At 75.7% G+C, this 19,498-nt stretch carries 18 protein-coding genes and 1 pseudogene; 5 read left to right on the top strand and 14 right to left on the bottom strand.

From position 1 onward, the window contains the following. Nucleotides 1-92: 92 nt before the first annotated feature. The 3 genes from ACSNN9_RS12955 to ACSNN9_RS12965 are packed head-to-tail and all read left to right on the top strand — an operon-like array spanning nt 93 to nt 3,383. A complete protein-coding gene (locus ACSNN9_RS12955) occupies nt 93-917 on the top strand; it encodes an ATP-binding cassette domain-containing protein (protein ID WP_436673292.1) in 825 nt (274 codons plus the stop codon). Further along, nucleotides 914-2,173 (top strand): sugar ABC transporter permease, encoded by a 1,260-nt coding sequence (locus tag ACSNN9_RS12960; RefSeq protein WP_436673293.1) that lies wholly within the window; start codon nt 914-916, stop codon nt 2,171-2,173. Before ACSNN9_RS12955 ends, ACSNN9_RS12960 begins: the two co-directional genes overlap by 4 nt. A 28-nt stretch (nt 2,174-2,201) precedes the next feature. Next, a complete protein-coding gene (locus tag ACSNN9_RS12965; protein ID WP_436673294.1) occupies nt 2,202-3,383 on the top strand; it encodes an ROK family protein in 1,182 nt (393 codons plus the stop codon). A gap of 669 nt (nt 3,384-4,052) precedes the next feature. Here ACSNN9_RS12965 and ACSNN9_RS12970 read toward each other — a convergent pair. The 14 genes from ACSNN9_RS12970 to ACSNN9_RS13035 form a co-directional block, all read right to left on the bottom strand. Further along, on the bottom strand, nt 4,053-5,630 hold the full coding sequence (locus ACSNN9_RS12970) for a Na+/H+ antiporter (protein WP_436673295.1): 1,578 nt from the start codon (nt 5,628-5,630) through the stop codon (nt 4,053-4,055). 166 nt (nt 5,631-5,796) lie between these two features. Then, nucleotides 5,797-7,581, bottom strand: coding sequence for an ABC transporter ATP-binding protein (locus ACSNN9_RS12975; RefSeq protein WP_436673296.1), 1,785 nt, complete (start codon nt 7,579-7,581; stop codon nt 5,797-5,799). Then, a complete protein-coding gene (locus tag ACSNN9_RS12980; RefSeq protein WP_436673297.1) occupies nt 7,581-9,281 on the bottom strand; it encodes an ABC transporter transmembrane domain-containing protein in 1,701 nt (566 codons plus the stop codon). The genes ACSNN9_RS12975 and ACSNN9_RS12980 overlap by 1 nt, the downstream gene beginning before the upstream one ends. 123 nt (nt 9,282-9,404) lie before the next feature. Then, a complete protein-coding gene (locus tag ACSNN9_RS12985) occupies nt 9,405-9,659 on the bottom strand; it encodes a hypothetical protein (RefSeq protein WP_358093553.1) in 255 nt (84 codons plus the stop codon). A gap of 18 nt (nt 9,660-9,677) precedes the next feature. Beyond that, the gene (gene tsaD / locus ACSNN9_RS12990; RefSeq protein WP_436673298.1) at nt 9,678-10,724 is read right to left on the bottom strand and encodes a tRNA (adenosine(37)-N6)-threonylcarbamoyltransferase complex transferase subunit TsaD; all 1,047 of its coding nucleotides are present in this window, start codon (nt 10,722-10,724) and stop codon (nt 9,678-9,680) included. Then, nucleotides 10,721-11,179 (bottom strand): ribosomal protein S18-alanine N-acetyltransferase, encoded by a 459-nt coding sequence (rimI, locus tag ACSNN9_RS12995; RefSeq protein ID WP_436673299.1) that lies wholly within the window; start codon nt 11,177-11,179, stop codon nt 10,721-10,723. Before rimI ends, tsaD begins: the two co-directional genes overlap by 4 nt. A 114-nt stretch (nt 11,180-11,293) precedes the next feature. Then, on the bottom strand, nt 11,294-11,971 hold the full coding sequence (tsaB, locus tag ACSNN9_RS13000) for a tRNA (adenosine(37)-N6)-threonylcarbamoyltransferase complex dimerization subunit type 1 TsaB (protein WP_436673300.1): 678 nt from the start codon (nt 11,969-11,971) through the stop codon (nt 11,294-11,296). 198 nt (nt 11,972-12,169) lie between these two features. After that, nucleotides 12,170-13,021, bottom strand: coding sequence for a maleylpyruvate isomerase family mycothiol-dependent enzyme (locus ACSNN9_RS13005; protein ID WP_436673301.1), 852 nt, complete (start codon nt 13,019-13,021; stop codon nt 12,170-12,172). Nucleotides 13,022-13,104: 83 nt separating this feature from the next. Then, complete coding sequence (ung, locus tag ACSNN9_RS13010) at nt 13,105-13,806, bottom strand: uracil-DNA glycosylase (RefSeq protein WP_436673302.1); 702 nt, start codon at nt 13,804-13,806, stop codon at nt 13,105-13,107. Between the two features lie 60 nt (nt 13,807-13,866). After that, the gene (tsaE, locus tag ACSNN9_RS13015) at nt 13,867-14,349 is read right to left on the bottom strand and encodes a tRNA (adenosine(37)-N6)-threonylcarbamoyltransferase complex ATPase subunit type 1 TsaE (protein ID WP_436673303.1); all 483 of its coding nucleotides are present in this window, start codon (nt 14,347-14,349) and stop codon (nt 13,867-13,869) included. Further along, nucleotides 14,346-15,437 carry an alpha/beta fold hydrolase gene (locus ACSNN9_RS13020; protein WP_436673304.1) on the bottom strand — a complete coding sequence of 364 codons (1,092 nt, stop codon included), beginning with the start codon at nt 15,435-15,437 and terminating at the stop codon, nt 14,346-14,348. The genes tsaE and ACSNN9_RS13020 overlap by 4 nt, the downstream gene beginning before the upstream one ends. Further along, nucleotides 15,434-16,552 (bottom strand): alanine racemase, encoded by a 1,119-nt coding sequence (gene alr / locus ACSNN9_RS13025; RefSeq protein ID WP_436673305.1) that lies wholly within the window; start codon nt 16,550-16,552, stop codon nt 15,434-15,436. The genes ACSNN9_RS13020 and alr overlap by 4 nt, the downstream gene beginning before the upstream one ends. Before the next feature lie 83 nt (nt 16,553-16,635). Beyond that, nucleotides 16,636-18,105 (bottom strand): NAD(P)H-hydrate dehydratase, encoded by a 1,470-nt coding sequence (locus tag ACSNN9_RS13030; protein ID WP_436673306.1) that lies wholly within the window; start codon nt 18,103-18,105, stop codon nt 16,636-16,638. Between the two features lie 50 nt (nt 18,106-18,155). After that, a complete protein-coding gene (locus ACSNN9_RS13035) occupies nt 18,156-18,524 on the bottom strand; it encodes a holo-ACP synthase (RefSeq protein ID WP_357883942.1) in 369 nt (122 codons plus the stop codon). 175 nt (nt 18,525-18,699) lie between these two features. Here ACSNN9_RS13035 and ACSNN9_RS13040 point away from each other — a divergent pair, with 175 nt between their 5' ends. Both ACSNN9_RS13040 and ACSNN9_RS13045 read left to right on the top strand, forming a co-directional pair. Beyond that, nucleotides 18,700-18,996: a type VII secretion target gene (locus ACSNN9_RS13040; RefSeq protein WP_436673307.1), complete on the top strand. Its 297-nt coding sequence runs from the start codon at nt 18,700-18,702 to the stop codon at nt 18,994-18,996. Beyond that, nucleotides 18,993-19,498 (top strand): annotated as a pseudogene (locus tag ACSNN9_RS13045) (hypothetical protein); the annotation flags it as partial. The gene ACSNN9_RS13040 and the pseudogene ACSNN9_RS13045, both read left to right, overlap by 4 nt.

Below are 19,498 nucleotides of genomic sequence, written 5' to 3' on the forward strand. Positions count from 1 at the left end.
ACGCGCACGCCGCCCGGCACGGACCCTGTGCCGGGCGGCGGTTCGCGCCGGACGGGATCCGAGACCTCCCCTCCACCTGAAGGAGACCCCCCGTGTCCGCAACCCCCCTGCTGGAACTACGCGGGATCGACAAGAGCTTCGGTCCCGTCCAGGTCCTGCGCGACGTCGCCTTCTCCGCCCACCCGGGCGAGGTGACCGCGCTGGTCGGCGACAACGGCGCCGGCAAGTCGACCCTCGTCAAGTGCATCAGCGGCATCTACCCCACCGACGCCGGCGAGTTCCGCTTCGACGGCCGGCCGGTGACCATCAACAGCCCCCGCGACGCCGCCGCGCTCGGCATCGAGGTCGTCTACCAGGACCTCGCGCTCTGCGACAACCTCGACATCGTGCAGAACATGTTCCTCGGCCGGGAGAAGCGCAGCGGCATCGTGCTCGACGAGCCGACCATGGAGCAGATGGCCGCCGACACCCTCGCCGGGCTGAGCGTGCGGACCGTGAAGTCGCTGCGGCAGCACGTCTCCAGCCTCTCCGGCGGCCAGCGCCAGACCGTGGCGATCGCCAAGGCCGTGCTCTGGAACAGCAGGCTCGTCATCCTCGACGAGCCGACCGCCGCGCTCGGCGTCGCGCAGACCGCCCAGGTGCTCGAACTGGTCCGCCGGCTCGCCGACAACGGCCTCGCCGTGGTGCTCATCTCGCACAACATGAACGACGTCTTCGCCGTCTCCGACCGGATCGCCGCTCTCTACCTCGGCCAGATGGTCGCCCAGGTGAAGACCACCGACATCACCCACTCGCAGGTGGTCGAGCTGATCACCGCCGGCCGCTCCGGCGGGCTCGGGCTCGCCACCGAGCCGGCCAACGGCGGCAACGGGCACGGCGCGGAGCCGGCCGACAGCAACTCAGGAGGCGTCCGATGATCACCACCGTCGTGCACAAGGACGGCCCGGCGGCCGTCACACCGCCGCCCACCCTCGGCAGTCACGTCCGCAACTACGTCAGCCGGGTCCGCGGCGGCGACATCGGGGCGCTGCCCGCCGTGCTCGGTCTGGTCGTGCTCTGCACGGTCTTCTCGATCATGCAGCCGACGTTCCTCAGCGCCGGCAACTTCGCCAACCTCTTCACCCAGGGCGCCGCGGTCACGCTTATCGCGATGGGGCTGGTATTCGTCCTGCTGCTCGGCGAGATCGACCTCTCCGCCGGCTTCGCCAGCGGCGTCTGCGCCGCCATCCTCGCCAACGTCGTCACCGTCCTCGGCTACCCGTGGTACGTGGCCGTGCTCGCCGCGATCGTCACCGGCATGGTGATCGGCACCACTCTCGGCTTCCTGGTCGCGAAGATCGGCATCCCGTCCTTCGTGGTGACCCTCGCCGGGTTCCTCGCCTTCCAGGGCATCGTGCTGATGCTGATGGAGGAGGGCGCCAACATCCCGGTCCGCGACGAGGTGCTGGTGGCCATCGCCAACCGCAACCTCCCGCCCGTCCTGGGTTGGCTGCTGACCGCGGTGGCGGTCGCCGGTTACGCGGCCGTGCAACTGCTCCGGCACCGTACGCGGGCCGCCCGGGGCCTGGTGACCGACCCGATCGCGGTGGTCCTCGCCCGCATCGGCGGGCTGGCGCTCGTCCTCGGCCTCGCGGTCTTCATCCTCAACCTGGAGCGCAGCCGCAACGTCGTGGTCAGTTCGCTCAAGGGCGTGCCGATCGTGGTGCCGATCATCGCGGCGCTGCTGGTCTTCTGGACCTTCGTGCTCCAGCGCACCACCTACGGCCGGCACGTCTACGCTGTGGGCGGCAACAAGGAGGCGGCGCGCCGGGCCGGCATCAACGTGGACCGCATCCGCATCTCGGTCTTCGTCATCTGCTCCTCGATGGCGGCCGTCGGTGGCATCGTCGCCGCCAGCCGGGCCAACTCGGTGGACCCCAACACGGGCGGCAGTGACGTACTGCTCTACGCGGTCGGCGCGGCGGTCATCGGGGGCACCAGCCTCTTCGGCGGCAAGGGCCGGGTGCTCGACGCCGTCCTCGGTGGCGCGGTCGTCGCGGTCATCGACAACGGGATGGGCCTGATGGAATACAGCTCGGGGGTGAAGTACGTGGTCACCGGCGTGGTGCTGCTGCTCGCCGCGAGCGTGGACGCGTTCTCCCGCCGGCGTTCCACCTCCACCGGCAACCGTTGACCGCGCGGCACCGGAAGTGACGACAGCGATGCGCACAGGACCCAGCCAGGACGAGATCCGTCGGCAGAACCTGGGCGCGTTGCTGCGCTACGTGCACCTGCACGGGGCGACCACCCGTGCCGAGCTCACCACCACGCTGGGCCTCAACCGCAGCACCATCGGCGCGCTGACCGCCGACCTGGCCGGCGCCGGGCTGGTCAGCGAGGGGACGCCGAAGGAGACCGGCCGGGCCGGGCGACCGTCGCTGGTCGTCCGGCCCGAGTCGGACCGGGTGCACGCGTACGCGTACAGCATCGAGGTGGACCGGCTGCGGGCCGCGCGGGTCGGTCTCGGCGGGGCGGTGCTCGACCGCCGGGAGCTGGACCGCCCCCGGGGCCTGACCGCCGCGGAGGCCGCCCCGCTGCTGGCCGGGGCGGTCAAGGAGATGCAGCAGAGCGCGCCGACCGACGCCGTCTGCGTCGGCGCGGGCGTCGCGGTCTGCGGCATGGTCCGGCGCGCCGACGGGCTGGTCCGGCTGGGCCCGACCACCGGGTGGGTCGACGAGCCGATCGGCGCGGCGCTCGGCGCCGAGCTGGGCTGCGGCGTGCCGGTCACGGTCGGCAACGTGGCCGACGTGGCGGCCTTCGCCGAGCACGCCCGGGGCGCGGCGGCCGGCTGCGACAACGTCATCTACCTGTACGGGGACGTGGGCGTCGGCGCCGGCATCATCGCCGGCGGGCGCCGGCTGACCGGGCACGGCGGCTACGGCGGCGAGGTCGGCCACATGGTGGTCGTCCGGGACGGCGCGCCCTGCGAGTGCGGCTCCCGGGGCTGCTGGGAGACCGAGATCGGCGAGTACGCGCTGCTGCGCGCGGCCGGCCGCTCCGACGCGCGGGGCCGCGACGCGCTGCTGGCCGTCTTCGACGCCGCCGACCGGGGCGACCTGCGGGCGCAGACGGCGGTACGCCAGGCCGGCGACTGGCTCGGCTTCGGGGTGGCCAACCTGGTCAACATCTTCAACCCGGAGATGGTCATCTTCGGCGGCGGCATGCGGGACCTCTACCTCGCGGCGGCGGCCCAGGTGCGCAGCCGGCTCAACTCGGTCGCCCTGCCGGCGTGCCTGGAGCACGTGCGGCTGCGTACCCCGAAACTCGGCGACGACGCGGCGCTGATCGGCGCCGCCGAGCTGGCCTTCGAACGCCTGCTCGCCGACCCCCTCGACGCCGGCTGACCGGTCCCGCCCTCGTCGGGCGCCGACCGTGGGCAGGCGCGGGGACCGGGCCGCTGAGCCGATCGGTGGGCGGCTCACGGTCGGGCCGCCCACCGCCCGCCGCCTGCGGCCCGCCGTCGGTCGTCGGTCGTCGGTCGTCGGTCGTCGGCGTGACTCTGGGTGATAATCGAGGGCTGTCAGCCACCGCCACCGGTCACTCGTCTCGGCCCCTTTGCTCTGCAGCCATCCACGCACCGGCTACGGACGGTGGCTGGTGCGTCGGCGGCTGCAGAGCAAAGTGCCGGGGAGGAGAATCCGCTGGCCCAGCGACCGCGAGACGAAACCGCTGGTCAGCCGGCTTGGCGCTGAAAACGAGGGCGACGCCGGCGGAAAGCCGGACAGACATGACTACCGTGTGTGACGCCGCCGCTTTCCCGCCAGCATCGTCACCGAGAGTATCGGCGGCGGGCGTTTGTTCAGCGATCGCCCCGAGTCCCGGCAGCCCTCGGCACGCCGGCACACGCGGCACGGCCGCCCGTACGCCCGCCCCGCGCACCGGCCACGTCCGGCCGCCCGCGCACGCCCGGCACGTCCGTCCGCCCGCACACGCGGCACGGCCGGCCGCCCGCCCGGCACGGCCGCCCGCCCGCACGGCTGACCCCCGCGCGCCCGGCACGGCGGCCGGGGCCGTCACTCGTTGAGTTCCGGGCCCAGCAGCCGGATCTCCTCGATGTCGAGGACGGCCTGCAACTCCCGCAGGACGATGTCGTCGATCTCGTTCGTGTCCCGCAGCCTGGTGATCTCGCGGCGCTTGTGTTCGAGCACGGCGAGCCGCAGCCGCCGGTCGAGTTCCCGGGCCCGCTCCGCCGACCGGCCCTCGTCGGTGGAGCGGACGTCGTCGAGGTGCTGCTCGTAGTCCGCCCGGATCCGGTCCACCGCCTCCGGCGCGGCGCCGATCCGTTCGGCGACCTCGGGCAGCACCGCCAGCGCGGCCTCGGTGGCGCGCATCCGGGCCAGCCGCAGCTCGCCGACCCGCCGGGTGTCGCCGACCAGGCCCGCCCACCCGACGACGGCGGGCAGCGTGGTGCCCTGGATCAGCATCGTCAGCAGGATGACCACGGCGGTGGCGAAGATGATCAGGTCACGCTCGCGCACGGGGGTGCCGGTGGGCGTGGTCACGGGCACCGCGAGGGCCGCCGCGAGGGAGACGGCGCCCCGGAACCCCGCCCACCCGGCCGCCGTCCGCACCCGCCAGTTGACCCGCTCGTCCTGCTGCGCCGCCCGGCGGTCGACGACCAGGAAGGCGAACGCCGCCAGGTGGATCCAGAGCATCCGGGTCAGCACGACCACGCCGGTCACCACCACCGCGATGACCACCGCCCGCATCACCGACAGGCTGGTCACCCCGCGCAGGGCGCGCGGGATCTGCATCCCGAGGAGCACGAAGAGCCCGCCGTTGATCAGGAACGTGGCGAGGTCCCAGAAGCCGTACGCCAGCACCCGGGAGCGGGCCCGGATGACCCGGGGGGCGGCGTACGACAGCATGAGGCCCGCGACCACCACCGCCAGGACGCCGCTGGCGTGCACCAGCTCGGCGAGAAGGAAGGCGACGAACGGCGTGAGGACGCTCAACGCGCCCTCGCGCAGCGGGTCGTCGAGCCGTCGCCGGACCAGGATCACCGCCCCGCCGACCAGCAGGCCGGCGGCGACGCCGCCGACCGACGCGAGGACGAACCGCTCGCTCAGCCCGAGCAACCCCGGCTCGGTGCCGCCCACGATCAGGCCCACCCCGACGGAGAAGAGCACCAGCGCGGTGCCGTCGTTGATCAGGCTCTCCGCGTGCAGGGTGGTCAGGATCCGGCGCGGCATCCGCTTCGCCAGGCCGGCGACCGCCGCGGCGTCGGTCGGCGCGAGCACCGCGCCGAGCACCCAGGCGGCGGCCGGGTCGACGCCGAACCGCTGCACGACGAGTGACACCGCGACCATCGTCGCCACCACCAGCCCCACCGCGAGCAGCGCGATCGCGAGAAGGTTGGTGCGGATCTCGCGCAGGCTGGTGGTGATGCTCTCCTTGTAGAGGATCGCCGGCAGGAACAGCAGCAGCACCACGTCGGGCTCCAGCACCACGTGGGACAGCGGCGGCAGGAGCGCGAGCAGCGCGCCCATCGTGATCAGCAGGACCGGGGGCGCCACGCTGTACCGTCCGCCGAGGGTGGTGCCGACCAGCACCGTGACGCCCAGCACCACGATCAGTTCGAGACCGCCCACGCCGCACCCCCGTCACCGGCCGGCGCCGCGGTGACGGGCACGCCGGTCGCCTGCCGCCCCACCATCGTGGTACGGCGGTCGGACGCGGCAGCCTCGAACCCGGAAACAGGCACCCCTGCCCGCCAGCGTCCGACGGCAAGCCCTCAGGGCGACGCCGCGCGGCGGGTCAGGAGCCGGCGGTGCCGTGCCAGGAGCGCCAGAGGGCGGCGTAGGAGCCGTCGGCCGCGACCAGCTCGTCGTGCGAACCGATCTCGGAGATCCGTCCGTCCTCCACCACCGCCACCCGGTCGGCGTCGTGCGCCGAGAAGAGGCGGTGCGCGATGGCCACGACCGTACGGCCCTGGAGGACGGCCGCGAGGGACCGTTCCAGGTGCCGGGCGGCGCGGGGGTCGATCAGCGAGGTGGCCTCGTCCAGCACCAGGGTGTGCGGATCGGCCAGCACCAGCCGGGCCAGCGCCAGCTGCTGCGCCTGGGCGGGCGACAGCGGGTGCCCGCCGGCGCCGACCACCGTGTCCAGCCCGTCCGGCAGCCCGTCGGCCCAGTCCAGCGCGTCGACGGCGGCCAGCGCAGCCCGGACGGCCGACTCGTCGGCACCCGGTCGCACCATCGCCACGTTCTCCCGCAGCGTGCCGATGAAGACGTGGTGCTCCTGGGTGACCAGGGCGACGTGCGTCCGCAGCTCCGCCAGGGGCAGCTCGTCGAGCCGCCGACCGCCCACGGTGACCGAACCGGTGCGGGGCGCGTGCACCCCGGCGAGCAGCCGGCCGAGGGTGGACTTGCCGGCGCCCGAGGGGCCCACCATGGCCAGCTTCTCCCCCGGCTCCGGCACCAGGGTCACCCCGTGCAGCACGTCCCGGCCCTCCCGGTAGGCGTACCGGACGTCCCGGGCGGCGAGCCGACGGTCCCCTGCGGCCGCAGGATCGGCCGGGCCCTGGGCGCCCGCGGCGGGCGGGGTCGGGGCTCCGGCCGGCGGGCCGGCGTCGGCCACCCCGAGCAGGCGGGCCATCGAGGCCCCGCCGACCTGCAGCTCGTCCAGCCAGGAGAGCAGCCGGTCGACCGGATCGATCAACTGCTGCACGTAGAGCGTGGCGGCGGTGACCTCGCCGAGGCTCACCCAGCCCTTCAGGTAGAACCAGCCGCCGATGATCAGCGTCGCCACCACCGGCAGCACGTAGCCGATCTCGGCGATCGGGAAGAACACCGTGCGCAGCCGCAGGGTGTAGCGCTCGGCCGCGTACGACCGGCGGATGTCGGCGTCGGTGCGGGCCCGGCGGCGCGCCTGCTGCCGCAGCGCCTCCGTGGTCCGCGAACCCTCGACGGTCTCGCTGATGCCGTCGGTGATGTCGGAGTAGGCGGCGTTCTCCCGCAGGTAGCCGTCCGGGGCGCGGCGCAGGTACCAGCGGGTGCCGGCCCACAGCAGCGGCACCGCGAGCAGGCAGGGCAGCGCGAAGAGCGGGTCGACCAGGAGCAGCGCGCCGACGATGAAGCAGCCGGTGACGACCGCGATCAGCGTCTCCGGCACCGCGAACCGGACCGTCCGCGACAGCGCGGAGACGTCCCGGGACGTCCTGGTGAGCAGGTCGCCCGTGCCGGCCCGCTCCACGGTGGCCAGCGGCAGCGCCAGGATCCGGTCGACGAACTCCTCGCGCAGCTCGGCCAGCACCCGCTCGCCGAGCCGGGCCGAGGCCAGGTGGGCGAACCGGACCAGCACCGACTGCACCAGCACGAACCCGGCGATCAGCAGGGCGATCCGGTCGACGGTGACGCCGGACGTGCCGCGGGAGATCCCCTCGACCAGGTCGCCGAGCAGCCACGGCGCGACCAGGCCGGCCGCGGCGGCCAGCGCGTGCAGGCCGAGCGCCACCCCGAGCGCCCTCGGGTGCCGGCGGGCCAGCCTGCGGGCGTAGCGGCGCACCTGGCGCCCGTCGGCGACCGGCAGGGCGGTGGCCATCAGTCCTCCCCCCGGCTGACGGTCGCCCGGTAGCGCGGCTCGCCGTCGAGCAGTGCGGTGTGCGATCCCTCGGCCACCACCTTGCCGTCCTCCACGAAGATCACGTGGTCGGCGCGGTGCAGCACGAGCGGGCTGGTGGTGCAGACCAGGGTGGTGCGGCCCCGCCGGGCCGCGCCGAGGCGGTCCGCGATGCGGGCCTCGGTGTGCGCGTCCACGGCGCTGGTCGGCTCGACCAACAGCAGGATCTCCGGGTCGGCGACCAGCGCCCGGGCCAGCCGCAGCCGCTGCTGCTGGCCGCCGGAGAACTCCCGACCGCGCTCGGCGACCGCGCTGTCCAGCCCTTCCGGCAGGGCCTCGACGATGTCGGTCGCGCTCGCCGCCGTCAGCGCCGCCGTGATCGTCGCGTCGTCGGCCCGGTCGTGCGGGTCCAGCTCCGCGCGCAGCGGGCCGGTGAAGAGGTGCGCGTCGTTGTCGGCCACCAGGATCCGCTCCCGCACCGTCGCCAGCGCCGCCTCCCGCAGCGGTACGCCGTGCAGCGTCGCGTCCGAGTCGACGTACCGGCCGAGGCGGTCCACGATCGCCGCCGCGTCCTCGGGCGCGGTCGCGGCGAGCGCGGTGAACCGGCCCGGTCGCACCGTCACGCCGGAGGCCGCGTCGGCCAGCTCGCCGGGGCCGTTCGGCAGGGTGGCCGGGCGGGCCGGGTCGAGCAGTTCCGGGGTGAGCCGCAGCAGCCGCACCACCCGCCGGGCGGCGACGTGCCCCCGGGTCAGCTTGTCCACCGCCTCGGTGAGCTGCCGCAGCGGGCTGACCAGGAACGCGGTGTAGCCGTAGAACGCCACGAGCTGACCGGCGCTGATCTCGCCGCGCAGCGCGAACCGGGCGCCGAGCCAGGTCACCAGCACCAGGAACGCCCCCGGGAGCAGCACCTGGGCCGCCTCCAGCAGCGACTCGATCCGGGCCACCCGCAGGCCGTCGGCGCGCAGGGCCTGCGACCGCGTCCGGTAGCGGGCGGAGAGCACCGGCTCGCCGCCGACGCCGCGCAGCACCCGCAGCCCGGAGACGATGTCACCGGCCCGGGCGGTCAGGGCCCCCTCCGAGTCCCGGTACGCCTGCTGCTGCCGGTGCAGGGGCCGGATGAGCAGCCCGACGACCGCCATCAGCAGCGGCACGCCGAGCACCACGACCAGCCCGAGCGGCACCGAGGCGCCGAGCAGGATCACCCCGACGGTCACGATCGCCACGACCGCGCCGGCGCCCCGGGCGGTGATGTCGATGGCCGAGCCGATCTGGCTGATGTCGGCCGTACCGATGCTCACCACCTCGCCGGCGGAGACCCGGCGGGGCAGCGCGGCGCCGAGCCGGTTGGCCGCGCCCACGGTCAGCTGCACGGTGCGGTACGCCCCGCCGAGGAAGTTGTGCAGCGCGCACCGGTGCCGCAGGATCCCCGCGACGGCCTGGAGCACGCCCAGCCCGAGCAGCGCCAGCCCCCAGGTGAGCAGCGCGTCCTCGTCCCGGCGCGTGAGCCCGTCGACGGCCCGGCCGACGGCCGCCGGCACCAGCGCCTGGGCGACCATCCACACGACGCCCAGCAGGATGCCGGCGGTGAGCAGCGCCTTGTGCCGCCCGGCCAGCCACACGAGGTAGCGGGTCGCCGAGCGGACGTCGGGTACGCCGGGGTCCCCGGCCGGTGGGAAGCGCATGGCCCACCGACGCTAGGTGGCGGGCCGACCGTTCCGCCAACCAATTACCGCCGCGGCGTGCCGCAGCTCACGTCCCCGCCCGCCGAAGGGCCCCTGGCGCGGCAGCCGCCGCCCGCCCCGGCCTCAGCGGTCGACCTGGGTGAAGTCCCAGGAGTGCGGCGGGCGGGCCAGCAGCATCGCCGGCGGCTCCGGCAGCGGGCGCGGGTTGCTACGCCACTTGGAGATGACCACCACCCGGTGGTCGGTGGAGGAGAACACCTCGCTGGACAGGTGCATCGGATCGTGTTCGAACTCCGGCAGCGCGGTGTCGCAGACCCAGGTGATGAGGTCCGCGGCGCCGTACGGCTCCGCCCGCGCCTCCCACATCCGCACGATCACGTCAGCCGTCCTCGGGGTTCACACGCTGACCGTGGTCAGCGGCATGGCGGAATCGGCGGGCAGGTCCAGCCGGCTCGGCGCGACTCCCGAGGCGACCAGGTGCGAGCCGAGGGCGGCGACCATCGCGCCGTTGTCCGTGCAGAGGCCGGGCCGGGGCACCCGGACCCGGATGCCGTGCGCGGCGGCCCGGTCCTCGGCCATCGCCCGCAGCCGGGAGTTGGCCGCCACGCCCCCGCCGATCACCAGCGTCCCGACGCCGTTGGTCCGGCAGGCGTCCAGCGCCTTGCGTACCAGCACGTCGCAGACCGCCTCCTGGAAGGACGCGGCCACGTCGGCGACCGGCACCGGCTCGCCGGCGCGCTGCCGCGCCTCGACCCACCGGGCCACCGCCGTCTTCAACCCGGAGAAGGAGAAGTCGTAGCGGTGCGCGGCGAGGTCCTTGGCGGCGGTCAGGCCGCGCGGGAAACCGATGGCGCCCGGATCGCCGGCCCGGGCCTCCCGGTCGATGTACGGGCCGCCGGGAAACGGCAGCCCGAGCAGCCGGGCCACCTTGTCGAACGCCTCGCCGGCCGCGTCGTCGATGGTGGCGCCGAGCGGGGTGACGCCCCGCGCCAGGTCGTCGACGCGCAGCAGGGAGGAGTGCCCGCCGGAGACCAGCAGGGCGATCGCCGGCTCGGGCAGCGGGCCGTGCTCCAGGGTGTCCACGGCGACGTGCGCGGCCAGGTGGTTGACCCCGTACACCGGCTTCTCGGCGGCGATCGCGTAGCCCTTCGCGGCGGCCACCCCGACCAGCAGCGCGCCGGCCAGCCCTGGGCCGGAGGTGACCGCGATCGCGTCGATGTCGGCGAGCGTCACCCCCGCCTCCTTCAGGGCCCGCTCCATGGTCGGCACGATGGCCTCCAGGTGGGCCCGGCTGGCCACCTCGGGCACCACGCCGCCGAAGCGGGCGTGCTGCTCGACGCTGGAGGCGAGCGCGTCGGCCAGCAGGGTGTGCCCGCGCACGATGCCGACCCCGGTCTCGTCGCAGGAGGTCTCGATGCCGAGGATCAGGGGTTCGTCAGTCATCGCTCACATCCCGCGTTGCGCTGCATGACCAGCGCGTCGGTGTTGCTCGGTTGGTAGTAGCCGCGCCGCACGCCGATCGGCTCGAAGCCGTACGCCGCGTAGAGCTTCTGGGCGGGGGCATTGTCCGCCGCGACCTCCAGCAGGGCGCTGCGGGCGCCGAGCCGGGCGGCCTCGGCCAGCAGCGCCTCCAGCAGGAGCCGGCCGACGCCGCGCCGCTGGGCGTCCCGGCGCACCGCGACGTTCTGCACCCAGGCCTCGTCGGGTGGGGCCACGGCGAGCCCGGCGTAGCCGAGCACGGCGCCGTCGTCGTCGGTGGCGACCAGGTAGAAGTGCCCGTTGGCCAGCTCGTTCCAGAACATCGCCGCCGACCACTGCTCGGCGCCGAACAGGTCCGCCTCGATCGGCAGCACCTCGTCGACGTGCCACCACCGGAACCGCCCCAGGTGGACACTCATGGCGTCACCTCGGTTCGCGACCGCGGGGCTCGCAAGACCGGCTCACTCCTCGCGCTCACGGCGTCACCTCGGTTCGCGACTGCGGGGCTCGCAAGACCGGCTCACTCCTCGCGCTCACGGCAGGACCGGCTTGCGGGCGGTCGCCGCCACGGCGTCCGGGCGGCGCAGGTAGAGCGGGGTGAGCGCCTCGGAGGGGGCGCCGGCCCGGATGCGCTCGGCGGCCAGGGTCGCCAGCACGCCCGCGTCCGGGTAGCGGGGCTCGTCCCGCACGGGCAGGGCGAGCGCGTCCGCGTACCGGTGCGCGCCGTCGCCGACCGCGGCCGTGACCGCCAGGTCGCGGGCGCGCTCGGCGGCGACCGCCGGCACGGACACCTCCGGCCCGACGATCCGCTGGCCCGCGCCGTCGTAGACCGCCCAGTAGATCTCCCGGCGGCGCGCGTCGCTCGCCGCCAGCACCGGCTCGCCGGCGGCCGCCGGGTGGCCGATGGCGTCCAGCGAGCAGACACCGTACGTGGGGACGCCCAGCACCTGGCCGATGGTGGCGGCGGTGACCAGCCCCACCCGCAGCCCGGTGAACGGGCCGGGGCCGAGCCCGGCGACGATCGCGCCCACATCGGCCGGGCGCGCACCGGCCTCGGCGAGCACGGCGTCGACCTGCGGCGCGAGCAGCTCGCCGTGGGCGCGGGCGTCGACCGTGCAGCGGTGCGCGCGGGTCACCACGCCGTCCGCCGCGACCTCCACCAGCGCCGCGGTCACCGCGGGGGTCGAGCTGTCCACCACCAGTACGAGCACGGTAAGCCAGCCTAGTCGCCCCCGTCGTCACCCCCGGTCACGCCCCGGCCGGCGGCCGACGGGGCCGGCGGCCGACGGGGCCGGCGGCCGACGGGGCCTGCGGCCGGCGGAGGGCTACGGCCGACGGGGTCCGCGGCCGCCGGGATTACGGCGACGGGTCCGCCGCCGGCAGGGCGGTGGCCGGCAGGCAGGCGGGGGTCAGCTCGGCGTGCGGAACTTCCGCAGGAAGGCCGGCAGCAGCCAGGGACGCCGCCCGCTGACGCGCACCTTGCCGGTGAGCACCGCCCGGGCCCGGCTGACCCGGCCGAACATCATCAGGTTGAGCGTGCCGGGGTCGTGGTCGATCCGGGCGTCGGGCCGGGCGTCGGGGTCGGCGAACGTCATCCGCCCACGGTGCAGCAGGAGCCGGACCGGGTCCGCGTACGCCGAGCGGAACTCGACCACGACCGGGCGTTCGCTCGGCGGCGCGCCGCCGTCGATCAGCCGCCCGTAGCCGTGCCGGACCACCCCGGCCAGGAACAGCTCCATGAACAGCGCGGCGTCCCGGCCGGGGAGCGACCACGGCCGCCCGGTGGCGCGGGCGACGTCGTGACCGTGGATGAGCAGCTCGTTGACCAGGTGCGCGCAGAGGCCGGCGAGGGGCACCCGGGCCCCGCCGAGCCAGGGCACCGTCTCGTCGGGGCGCCGGTCCTCGCAGGCGAGCAGGAGCTGCCCGACGTCGGCCCGCAGCCGGTCGGCCAGGGCCTGCGGCTCGCGCTCGGTGAGGTGCCGGAGCAGCACGTCGTTGAAGTCCGCCACCGTGTCGACGGTGATGTCGGGGAGCTGCCGGTGCAGGCCCGGCACCGGCAGGGGTGGATGCTCCGGGTCCACCAGGCACACGTAGTACCACGCGAGGGAGCCCACGTGGGCCAGCGTGTCGGCCACCGACCAGTGGGCGGTGGCCATCGTCTCCGGCGGGGTGGCGCGGACCAGGTCGAGGAAGCGGTCCGTCTGGTCCGCCAACGCCGTCCGCGCCACCCGCCACCGATGTTCGCTGACCGTCGCCGCCATCGTCGCCTCCCGGCTCGCCGACCGCTCGAGGCACAGGCTACAACGGACGGTCACCACGCGATGACCGCGAAAGTGCGGAGCTGTCAGCCGGCGGAGCGCTCCCAGTCGACCGTGGGCAGGCCGGCGTCGGCGAGCGCCTTGTTGGCCGCGCTGAACGGGCGGCTGCCCAGGAAGCCGCGCGGGTTCATCGGGCTGGGGTGCCCGGCCTCCAGCACCACGTGCCGGGGGTTGGTGACCAGGGCGGCCTTCTTGCGCGCGTAGCCGCCCCAGAGCAGGAAGACCACCCGGGAGTCCATCGCGTCGAGCGCGCGGATGGTGGCGTCGGTGAACTCCTCCCAGCCGCGGTTGGCGTGCGAGCCGGGCGTGGCCTCGCGGACGGTGAGGACGGAGTTGAGCAGCAGCACGCCCTGCGCCGCCCAGCCGCTGAGGTTGCCGCCGCGCGGCTTCGGCACGCCGAGGTCCTCGCCCAGCTCCTTGAAGACGTTGCGCAGCGAGGGCGGCACGCTCACGCCCTCCCGCACGCTGAAGCTGAGCCCGTGCGCCTGCCCCGCCTTGTGGTAGGGGTCCTGCCCGAGGATCAGCACCCGGCAGTCGGCCGGCGCGCAGAGCCGGTAGGCCGAGAAGAGGTCCTCGACCGGCGGGAAGACGGTGTGGGTCGCGTACTCCCCCGCGACGAACTCGGCCAGCGCGGCGGTGCGGGCCGGGTCGAGGTGCGGGGTGAGCACGGCACGCCAGTCCTCCGGCAGCAGCGCCAGCAGGTCCAGGGTGGGGGCGTCGTCGGGCATCGGCAACCTTTCGCCTGTCGGGTCCGTCCCGCGAACTCTAGGCAGCCGGTACGACAGCGCTCACCCGAGGGCCGCCAGGCGCCCCTCCCAGTCGCCGCCGACCGGCTCCAGCTCGACCACCCGGGTGTCGTCGTCGCGCCGGTCGACGCGTACCCGCAGGTGGGCGTCGACCAGCTGCTCGACCAGGCCCTCGCCCCACTCCACCACGGTCACCGACTCGTCCACCGAGGCGTCCAGGTCGAGGTCGTCGATCTCGGCGCGCGGGTCGGCGGCGTCCCCCAGCCGGTACGCGTCGGCGTGCACCAGCGCCACCGTGCCGCCCCGGGCGGGGTCGGGCCGGTGCACCCGGGCGATCACGAAGGTGGGCGAGGTGACGGCCCCGAGCACCCCGAGCCCGGCCCCGATGCCCCGGGTCAGCGCGGTCTTGCCGGCGCCGAGCGGCCCGGTCAGCAGCAGCAGGTCGCCGGCGCGCAGCAGCCCGGCCAGCCGCCGCCCGAACTCGTGGGTGTCGTCGACCGTCGGCAGCTTCACGACGTGGCTCACAACGCCTCCAGGAAGCGGACCAGCGCCTCGTTGACCTCGTCGGCGTGCTCCAGCATCACCACGTGCCCGCTGTCGGTGATCTTGACGAACTCGGCGTGCGGCAGCCGCCGGACGATCTCCTCGGAGTGCGTCACGGGGGTGATCATGTCCTTGTCGCCGACGACCACCAGCACGGGGGTGTCCGCCAGCGCGGCGAGCGCCGGGAACCGGGAGTGCGTGGCCAGCGTCCGCAGGTAGCGCGTCACCGTGTCGGCCGAGGTGCGGGAGTTCATCGTCTCGACGTACGACACCAGGGCCGGGCTGGGATGGCGGGTGCCGAAGCCGTACTTGCGGGTGAGCAGCCAGGCCACGTTGGTGGTGGACCGGCGCGCCCGGTCGATCACCGGGCCGCCGTAGCGGGTGACGTTGCCGACCATGTGCAGCACCGGCGCGCCGACCCGGCCGAGCAGGGCGGGCGCGACCAGCTTGGTCTCGGCGATCAGGCCGCCCGAGGTGGCCATCAGCACGGTGCCCACGACCCGGTCGCCGAAGAGTTCCGGGAACAACTCGGCGAAGGCCATGATGGTCATCCCGCCCATCGAGTGGCCGACCAGCACCAGCGGCCCCTCCGGGGCGGTCCGGTCGATCACCTCGCGCAGCGTCCGGCCGAGCGCGGTGAGGTCGTACTCGCCGGTCTCCAGCCGCCCCGACCGGCCGTGCCCGGGCTGGTCGTACGCGACGACCCGGTGTTCGCCCCGCTCGGCGAGCAGCTTGCGCTGGAAGTGGAAGGTGCCCATGTCGAGGCAGAAGCCGTGCACCAGCACCACGGTCGGGTTGCCGGGTCGGGGCCGCGTCGGCTCCACCACCTCGACGTGGATGTCGGTCCCGTCGGGCATCTCCAGCCGGAAGGACTCGTCGTACCGCTGTTCGCCGAAGACCTCCCCGGCGTACCGGTCGGTCGGGTCGGCCTTGAGCTTGCGGACCAGGGCGCGTTCGGTGGCGACGCCGGCCGCGAGCCCGACGGCGGCGACCCCGACGGCGGCCAACGCGCCGACGGCCGCCCTGGCGTGCCCGGTACGCGGCAGCGGGATGCGGGGACGCGTCGTCACGGTCGCCCGCCGACGTGGACGCGGGGCACCCGGGTGCTGCCGAACCGGGTGACGATCTCGTAGTTGATGGTGCCGACCGCCTCGGCCCAGTCGTCGGCGGTGGGCTCGCCGTCGGCGCCGCTGCCGAAGAGGGTCACCACGTCGCCGGCGGCCACCGGGTCGTCGCCGCAGTCGAGCACGAACTGGTCCATGCAGACCCGCCCCGAGATCGTCCGGCGCTTGCCGCCGAGCTGCACCGGGCCGCTGTTCGAGGCGTGCCGGGGCACCCCGTCGGCGTAGCCGAGCGGCACCACCGCGAGGTTCGCGTCCCGCTCGGTGGTGTAGGTGTGCCCGTACGAGACGCCGGAGCCGGCGGGGACGCGCTTGGCGAGCATCACCCGGGCCCGGGCGGTCATCGCCGGGCGCAGCCCGTAGCTCTCGCCGGTGACCGGGGAGAGGCCGTAGACGGCCAGCCCGGGGCGGACCAGGTCGAAGTGGGTGTCCGGCCGGGTCAGGGTGGCCGCCGAGTTGGCCAGGTGCCGGTAGGGCGGCCGCAGGCCGGCCTGCTCGGCCATGCCCAGCCCTTCGTGGAAGACGGCGAGCTGGCGGTCGATGGTCGGATGGCCGGGCGAGTCCGCGTACACGAAGTGGCTCCACACCCCGACCACCTCGACCAGGCCGTCGGCCTGCGCCTTGGCGGCGGCGTCGAGCAGGGCCGGCCAGTCGGCGACGGTCGCGCCGCCCCGGGCCAACCCGGTGTCGATCTTGAGGTGCAGCCGGGCCGGCCGGCCGGCGATGCGGCCCGCCGCGACCATCTCGTCGAGCTGGGGCAGGCTCGCCACGCCGAGGTCGACCCCGGCGGCGACGCCCTCGTGCAGCGGCAGCCCGGGCGCGAGGAGCCAGGCCAGCACCGGCACGGTGATCCCGGCCCGGCGCAGCGTGAGCGCCTCGTCCAGCGTGCAGACCCCCAGCCAGTCCGCCCCGGCGTCGAGGGCGGCGCGGGCGGCCGGCACCATGCCGTGGCCGTAGCCGTCGGCCTTCACCACCGCCATCAGCTCGGCGGCGGTGCCGGATCTCAGCCGGCTCACGTTCTCGCGGATCGCGTCCAGGTCCACGCGCACCTCGGCCTGCCACATGCCCCCAGCCTACTTTCCGCGCCGATCTCGCCGGCCGAGGCCGCCCCAGCCGGTGCGCCCTGGCGTGGGAGGTGGGGCCCGGGTCAGGCGAGGCGGGCGAGGACCGGGCGGAGGGCGTCGGCCACGTCGGGCGCCGTCACCGGCCCGCCCCGGGCCGCCTCCCGGCCGGCCAGCCCGTGCAGGTACGCGGCGGCGGCCGCCGCCCGCTCCGGGGCCAGCCCGGCCGCGAGCAGCGCGCCGAGCAGCCCGGCCAGCACGTCGCCGGTGCCCCCGGTGGCCAGCGCGGGGGTGCCGGTCGGGTTGACGTACGCCCGGCCGTCCGGCGTGCCGATCACCGTGCGGTCGCCCTTGAGCAGCACCACCGCGTTCATCCAGGCGGCCAGCCGCAGCGTGGCGCCCACCCGGTCGGCGCCCGGTTCCTCCCCGCAGAGCCGGGCGAACTCCCGGTCGTGCGGGGTGACCACGATCGGGGCGTCCCGCTTGCGCAGCCGGTCGGCGAGCGAGCCGTCGACCAGCAGGGTCAGCGCGTCGGCGTCGAGCACCACCGGCACCGGGGCGGCGAGCACCGCCCGCAGCTCCCTGGCCGCCTCCTCGCCGGTGCCCAGGCCGGAGCCGCAGACCCACGCCTGCACCCGCCCGGCGTCGGCGACCCGACCGGTCGCGATCACCGACGGGTGCCGGCGCAGCACGTCGGCCCGGGCCGAGCCGGCGTAGCGGACCAGGCCGGTCGGGCCGGCCAGCGCCCCCGCGACGGAGAGCACGGCCGCGCCGGGATAGGTCGCCGAGCCGGTGGCGACACCGACCACGCCCCGGGTGTACTTCTCCGAGGCCGGGCCGAGCCGCGGCCACCAGTCGACGACGTCCGACCACTCGGTCACGCCCAGCGCCGGGCTGCCCCGCAGCCACGGCCCCAGCCCGATGTCGACCAGCTCCACCGCGCCGGCGAGCGCGGCGGCCGGGCCCACCACCAGGGCGGGCTTCAGCCCGCCGAACGTCACGGTCACGTCGGCGCGTACCGCGCTGGGGCGGCCCGAGGCGGTCAGCGGCACTCCCCCGGTGTCGACCGAGACCCCGCTGGGCACGTCCACGGCGACCACGGCGGCCGGGGCGCCGTCGCGCCCGCGGTGCCGCACGAGGCTGGCGGCGAGCTGGTCGGCGGTCTCCCGCAGCCCGCCGCGCCCGCCGATCCCGACGATGCCGTCCAGCACCAGGTCGACGGTCCCCGGCGGCCGGTCGACCACCCGCCCGCCCGCGGCCCGCAGCGCGGCCAGCCCCTCCGCGTGCGCGCGGCCGGGGCTCAGCAGCAGCGCCGACACGGCCGCGCCCCGCCGGGCCAGGTGCGCGCCGGCGAGGAGCGTGTCGCCGCCGTTGTCGCCGGAGCCGACCAGCAGCAGCACCCGCGCGGCGTAGACGCCACCCCGGTCGGCGAGCAGCAGCGCGCAGCGGCGGGCCAGCCCGGCGGCCGCCCGCCTCATCACCGTCCCGGGCGGGAGCGTGGCCATCAGCCCCGCCTCCGCCGCGCGTACGTCCGCGACCCGCCACACCGGTCTCATGCCACCCCGTCCCGTCCGGTTCCCGGCGCGCCGGGAACCGGCGCCCCCGATCACTGTTCCGCGACCACCATGGCCGAGGCGATCCCGCCGTCGTGGGACAACGAGAGATGCCAGCGGTTGACCCCGCGCTCGGTGGCCGCCGCCGCCACCGTGCCCGAGACGGTCAGCCAGGGGCGGCCGTCCGGGTCCGGCACGATCTCGCAGTCGTGCCAGCTCAGGCCGGCCGGGGCGCCGAGCGCCTTGGCGACCGCCTCCTTGGCCGCGAAGCGGGCGGCCAGGGACTCGGGCGAGCGCGGGTTGCCGGAGCGGGTGCAACGCTCGGCCTCGGTGAAGAGCCGGTCGGCGAGCAGCGGTGTCCGGGCCAGGGCCTTGGCGAACCGTTCGACGAGGACGACGTCGATGCCGACAGCGACGATCACCCGCTCACCCTACCGGCGCGGGCGGCCGCACATTAGCCGCCGCTTCCTTGCGGGGCAACGCCTGTGGACGACCGGCCGTCCGCCGGGAGGGCCGTCGTCCACAGGCCGGGCGCGGGGGTGTGGACGACGCCTAGCGTCGCGGCCGTCGACGTTTTCGCGAGGCGGGGGGCCGAGGATGACCGAGGAGCCGTTGACCGTACGACCCGACGCGCTGCGCCGGGCCGCGCGCGGGCTCGACGACGACGCGTACCGGCTGGGGCGCGGGCTGGGCGGGGCGTCCGGGCTGGTGGTGCCGGCCCCCGAGTGGTCGGCCGGGGCGGCGTTGGCCGGGCTGGAGTCGGCCGTGCACGCCTGGTTCGGCGGGCTCGGCGCCCGGGTGGCCACCACTGCCGGGGCGGTCCGGGCCGCCGCCGAGGCGTACGAGGCGGTGGACGACCGGGCAGCCGGCCGGCTCACCGCGCTGCCCCGGTGACCGCGCCAGCGGGTCGGGCCGCGCCGGGCCGGCGCGCGGCCGGTCGGACGACTGCGACGCACCCGGCCGGGCGGCCGGCGCACCCCGCAGACGGCGCGGCGGGCGTCGACTACCGGCAGCTGTGGGCGGCCGATCCCGGCGCGTGGCGGGCCGCCGGGGTGGCCTGGCGGGGGCTGACCGAACCGGTGGCGCGCCGGGCCGGCGAGCTGGCCGCCGGCGCGGCGGTGCTGCGCGGCGGCTGGTCGGGCGGGGCCGCCGACGCCGCCGACGCCCGGCTCGCGGCGCTGCGCGCCGAGCTGACCGGGGTCTCCCCCGCCCTGATCGAGGCCGACCAGGTGCTGGCCGAGTTCGCCGGCCGGCTGGGCGCGGCCAGGGCCCGGCTCGCCGCCGCGGTGGCCCGCGCGGACGCGGCCGGGCTGCTGGTCGACCGGCGGGGGCGGGTCACCGCCGACCCCACCCGCGCGCCGGCGACCGGCCGGTCCGGGGCGGGCGCGGCCGGGGC

This window comes from Micromonospora sp. URMC 107 (assembly GCF_051386315.1).
Taxonomy (GTDB): domain Bacteria; phylum Actinomycetota; class Actinomycetes; order Mycobacteriales; family Micromonosporaceae; genus Micromonospora.

Coding starts and splice junctions, on each gene's coding strand:
- ACSNN9_RS12960 (WP_436673293.1), top strand. CDS start 914: ATGATCACCACCGTCGTGCACAAGGACGGCCCGGCGGCCGTCACACCG.
- ACSNN9_RS12965 (WP_436673294.1), top strand. CDS start 2,202: ATGCGCACAGGACCCAGCCAGGACGAGATCCGTCGGCAGAACCTGGGC.
- ACSNN9_RS12975 (WP_436673296.1), bottom strand. CDS start 7,581: ATGGCCACCGCCCTGCCGGTCGCCGACGGGCGCCAGGTGCGCCGCTAC.
- ACSNN9_RS12980 (WP_436673297.1), bottom strand. CDS start 9,281: ATGCGCTTCCCACCGGCCGGGGACCCCGGCGTACCCGACGTCCGCTCG.
- tsaD (WP_436673298.1), bottom strand. CDS start 10,724: ATGACTGACGAACCCCTGATCCTCGGCATCGAGACCTCCTGCGACGAG.
- rimI (WP_436673299.1), bottom strand. CDS start 11,179: ATGAGTGTCCACCTGGGGCGGTTCCGGTGGTGGCACGTCGACGAGGTG.
- ACSNN9_RS13005 (WP_436673301.1), bottom strand. CDS start 13,021: ATGGCGGCGACGGTCAGCGAACATCGGTGGCGGGTGGCGCGGACGGCG.
- ung (WP_436673302.1), bottom strand. CDS start 13,806: ATGCCCGACGACGCCCCCACCCTGGACCTGCTGGCGCTGCTGCCGGAG.
- alr (WP_436673305.1), bottom strand. CDS start 16,552: ATGTGGCAGGCCGAGGTGCGCGTGGACCTGGACGCGATCCGCGAGAAC.
- ACSNN9_RS13030 (WP_436673306.1), bottom strand. CDS start 18,105: ATGAGACCGGTGTGGCGGGTCGCGGACGTACGCGCGGCGGAGGCGGGG.
- ACSNN9_RS13040 (WP_436673307.1), top strand. CDS start 18,700: ATGACCGAGGAGCCGTTGACCGTACGACCCGACGCGCTGCGCCGGGCC.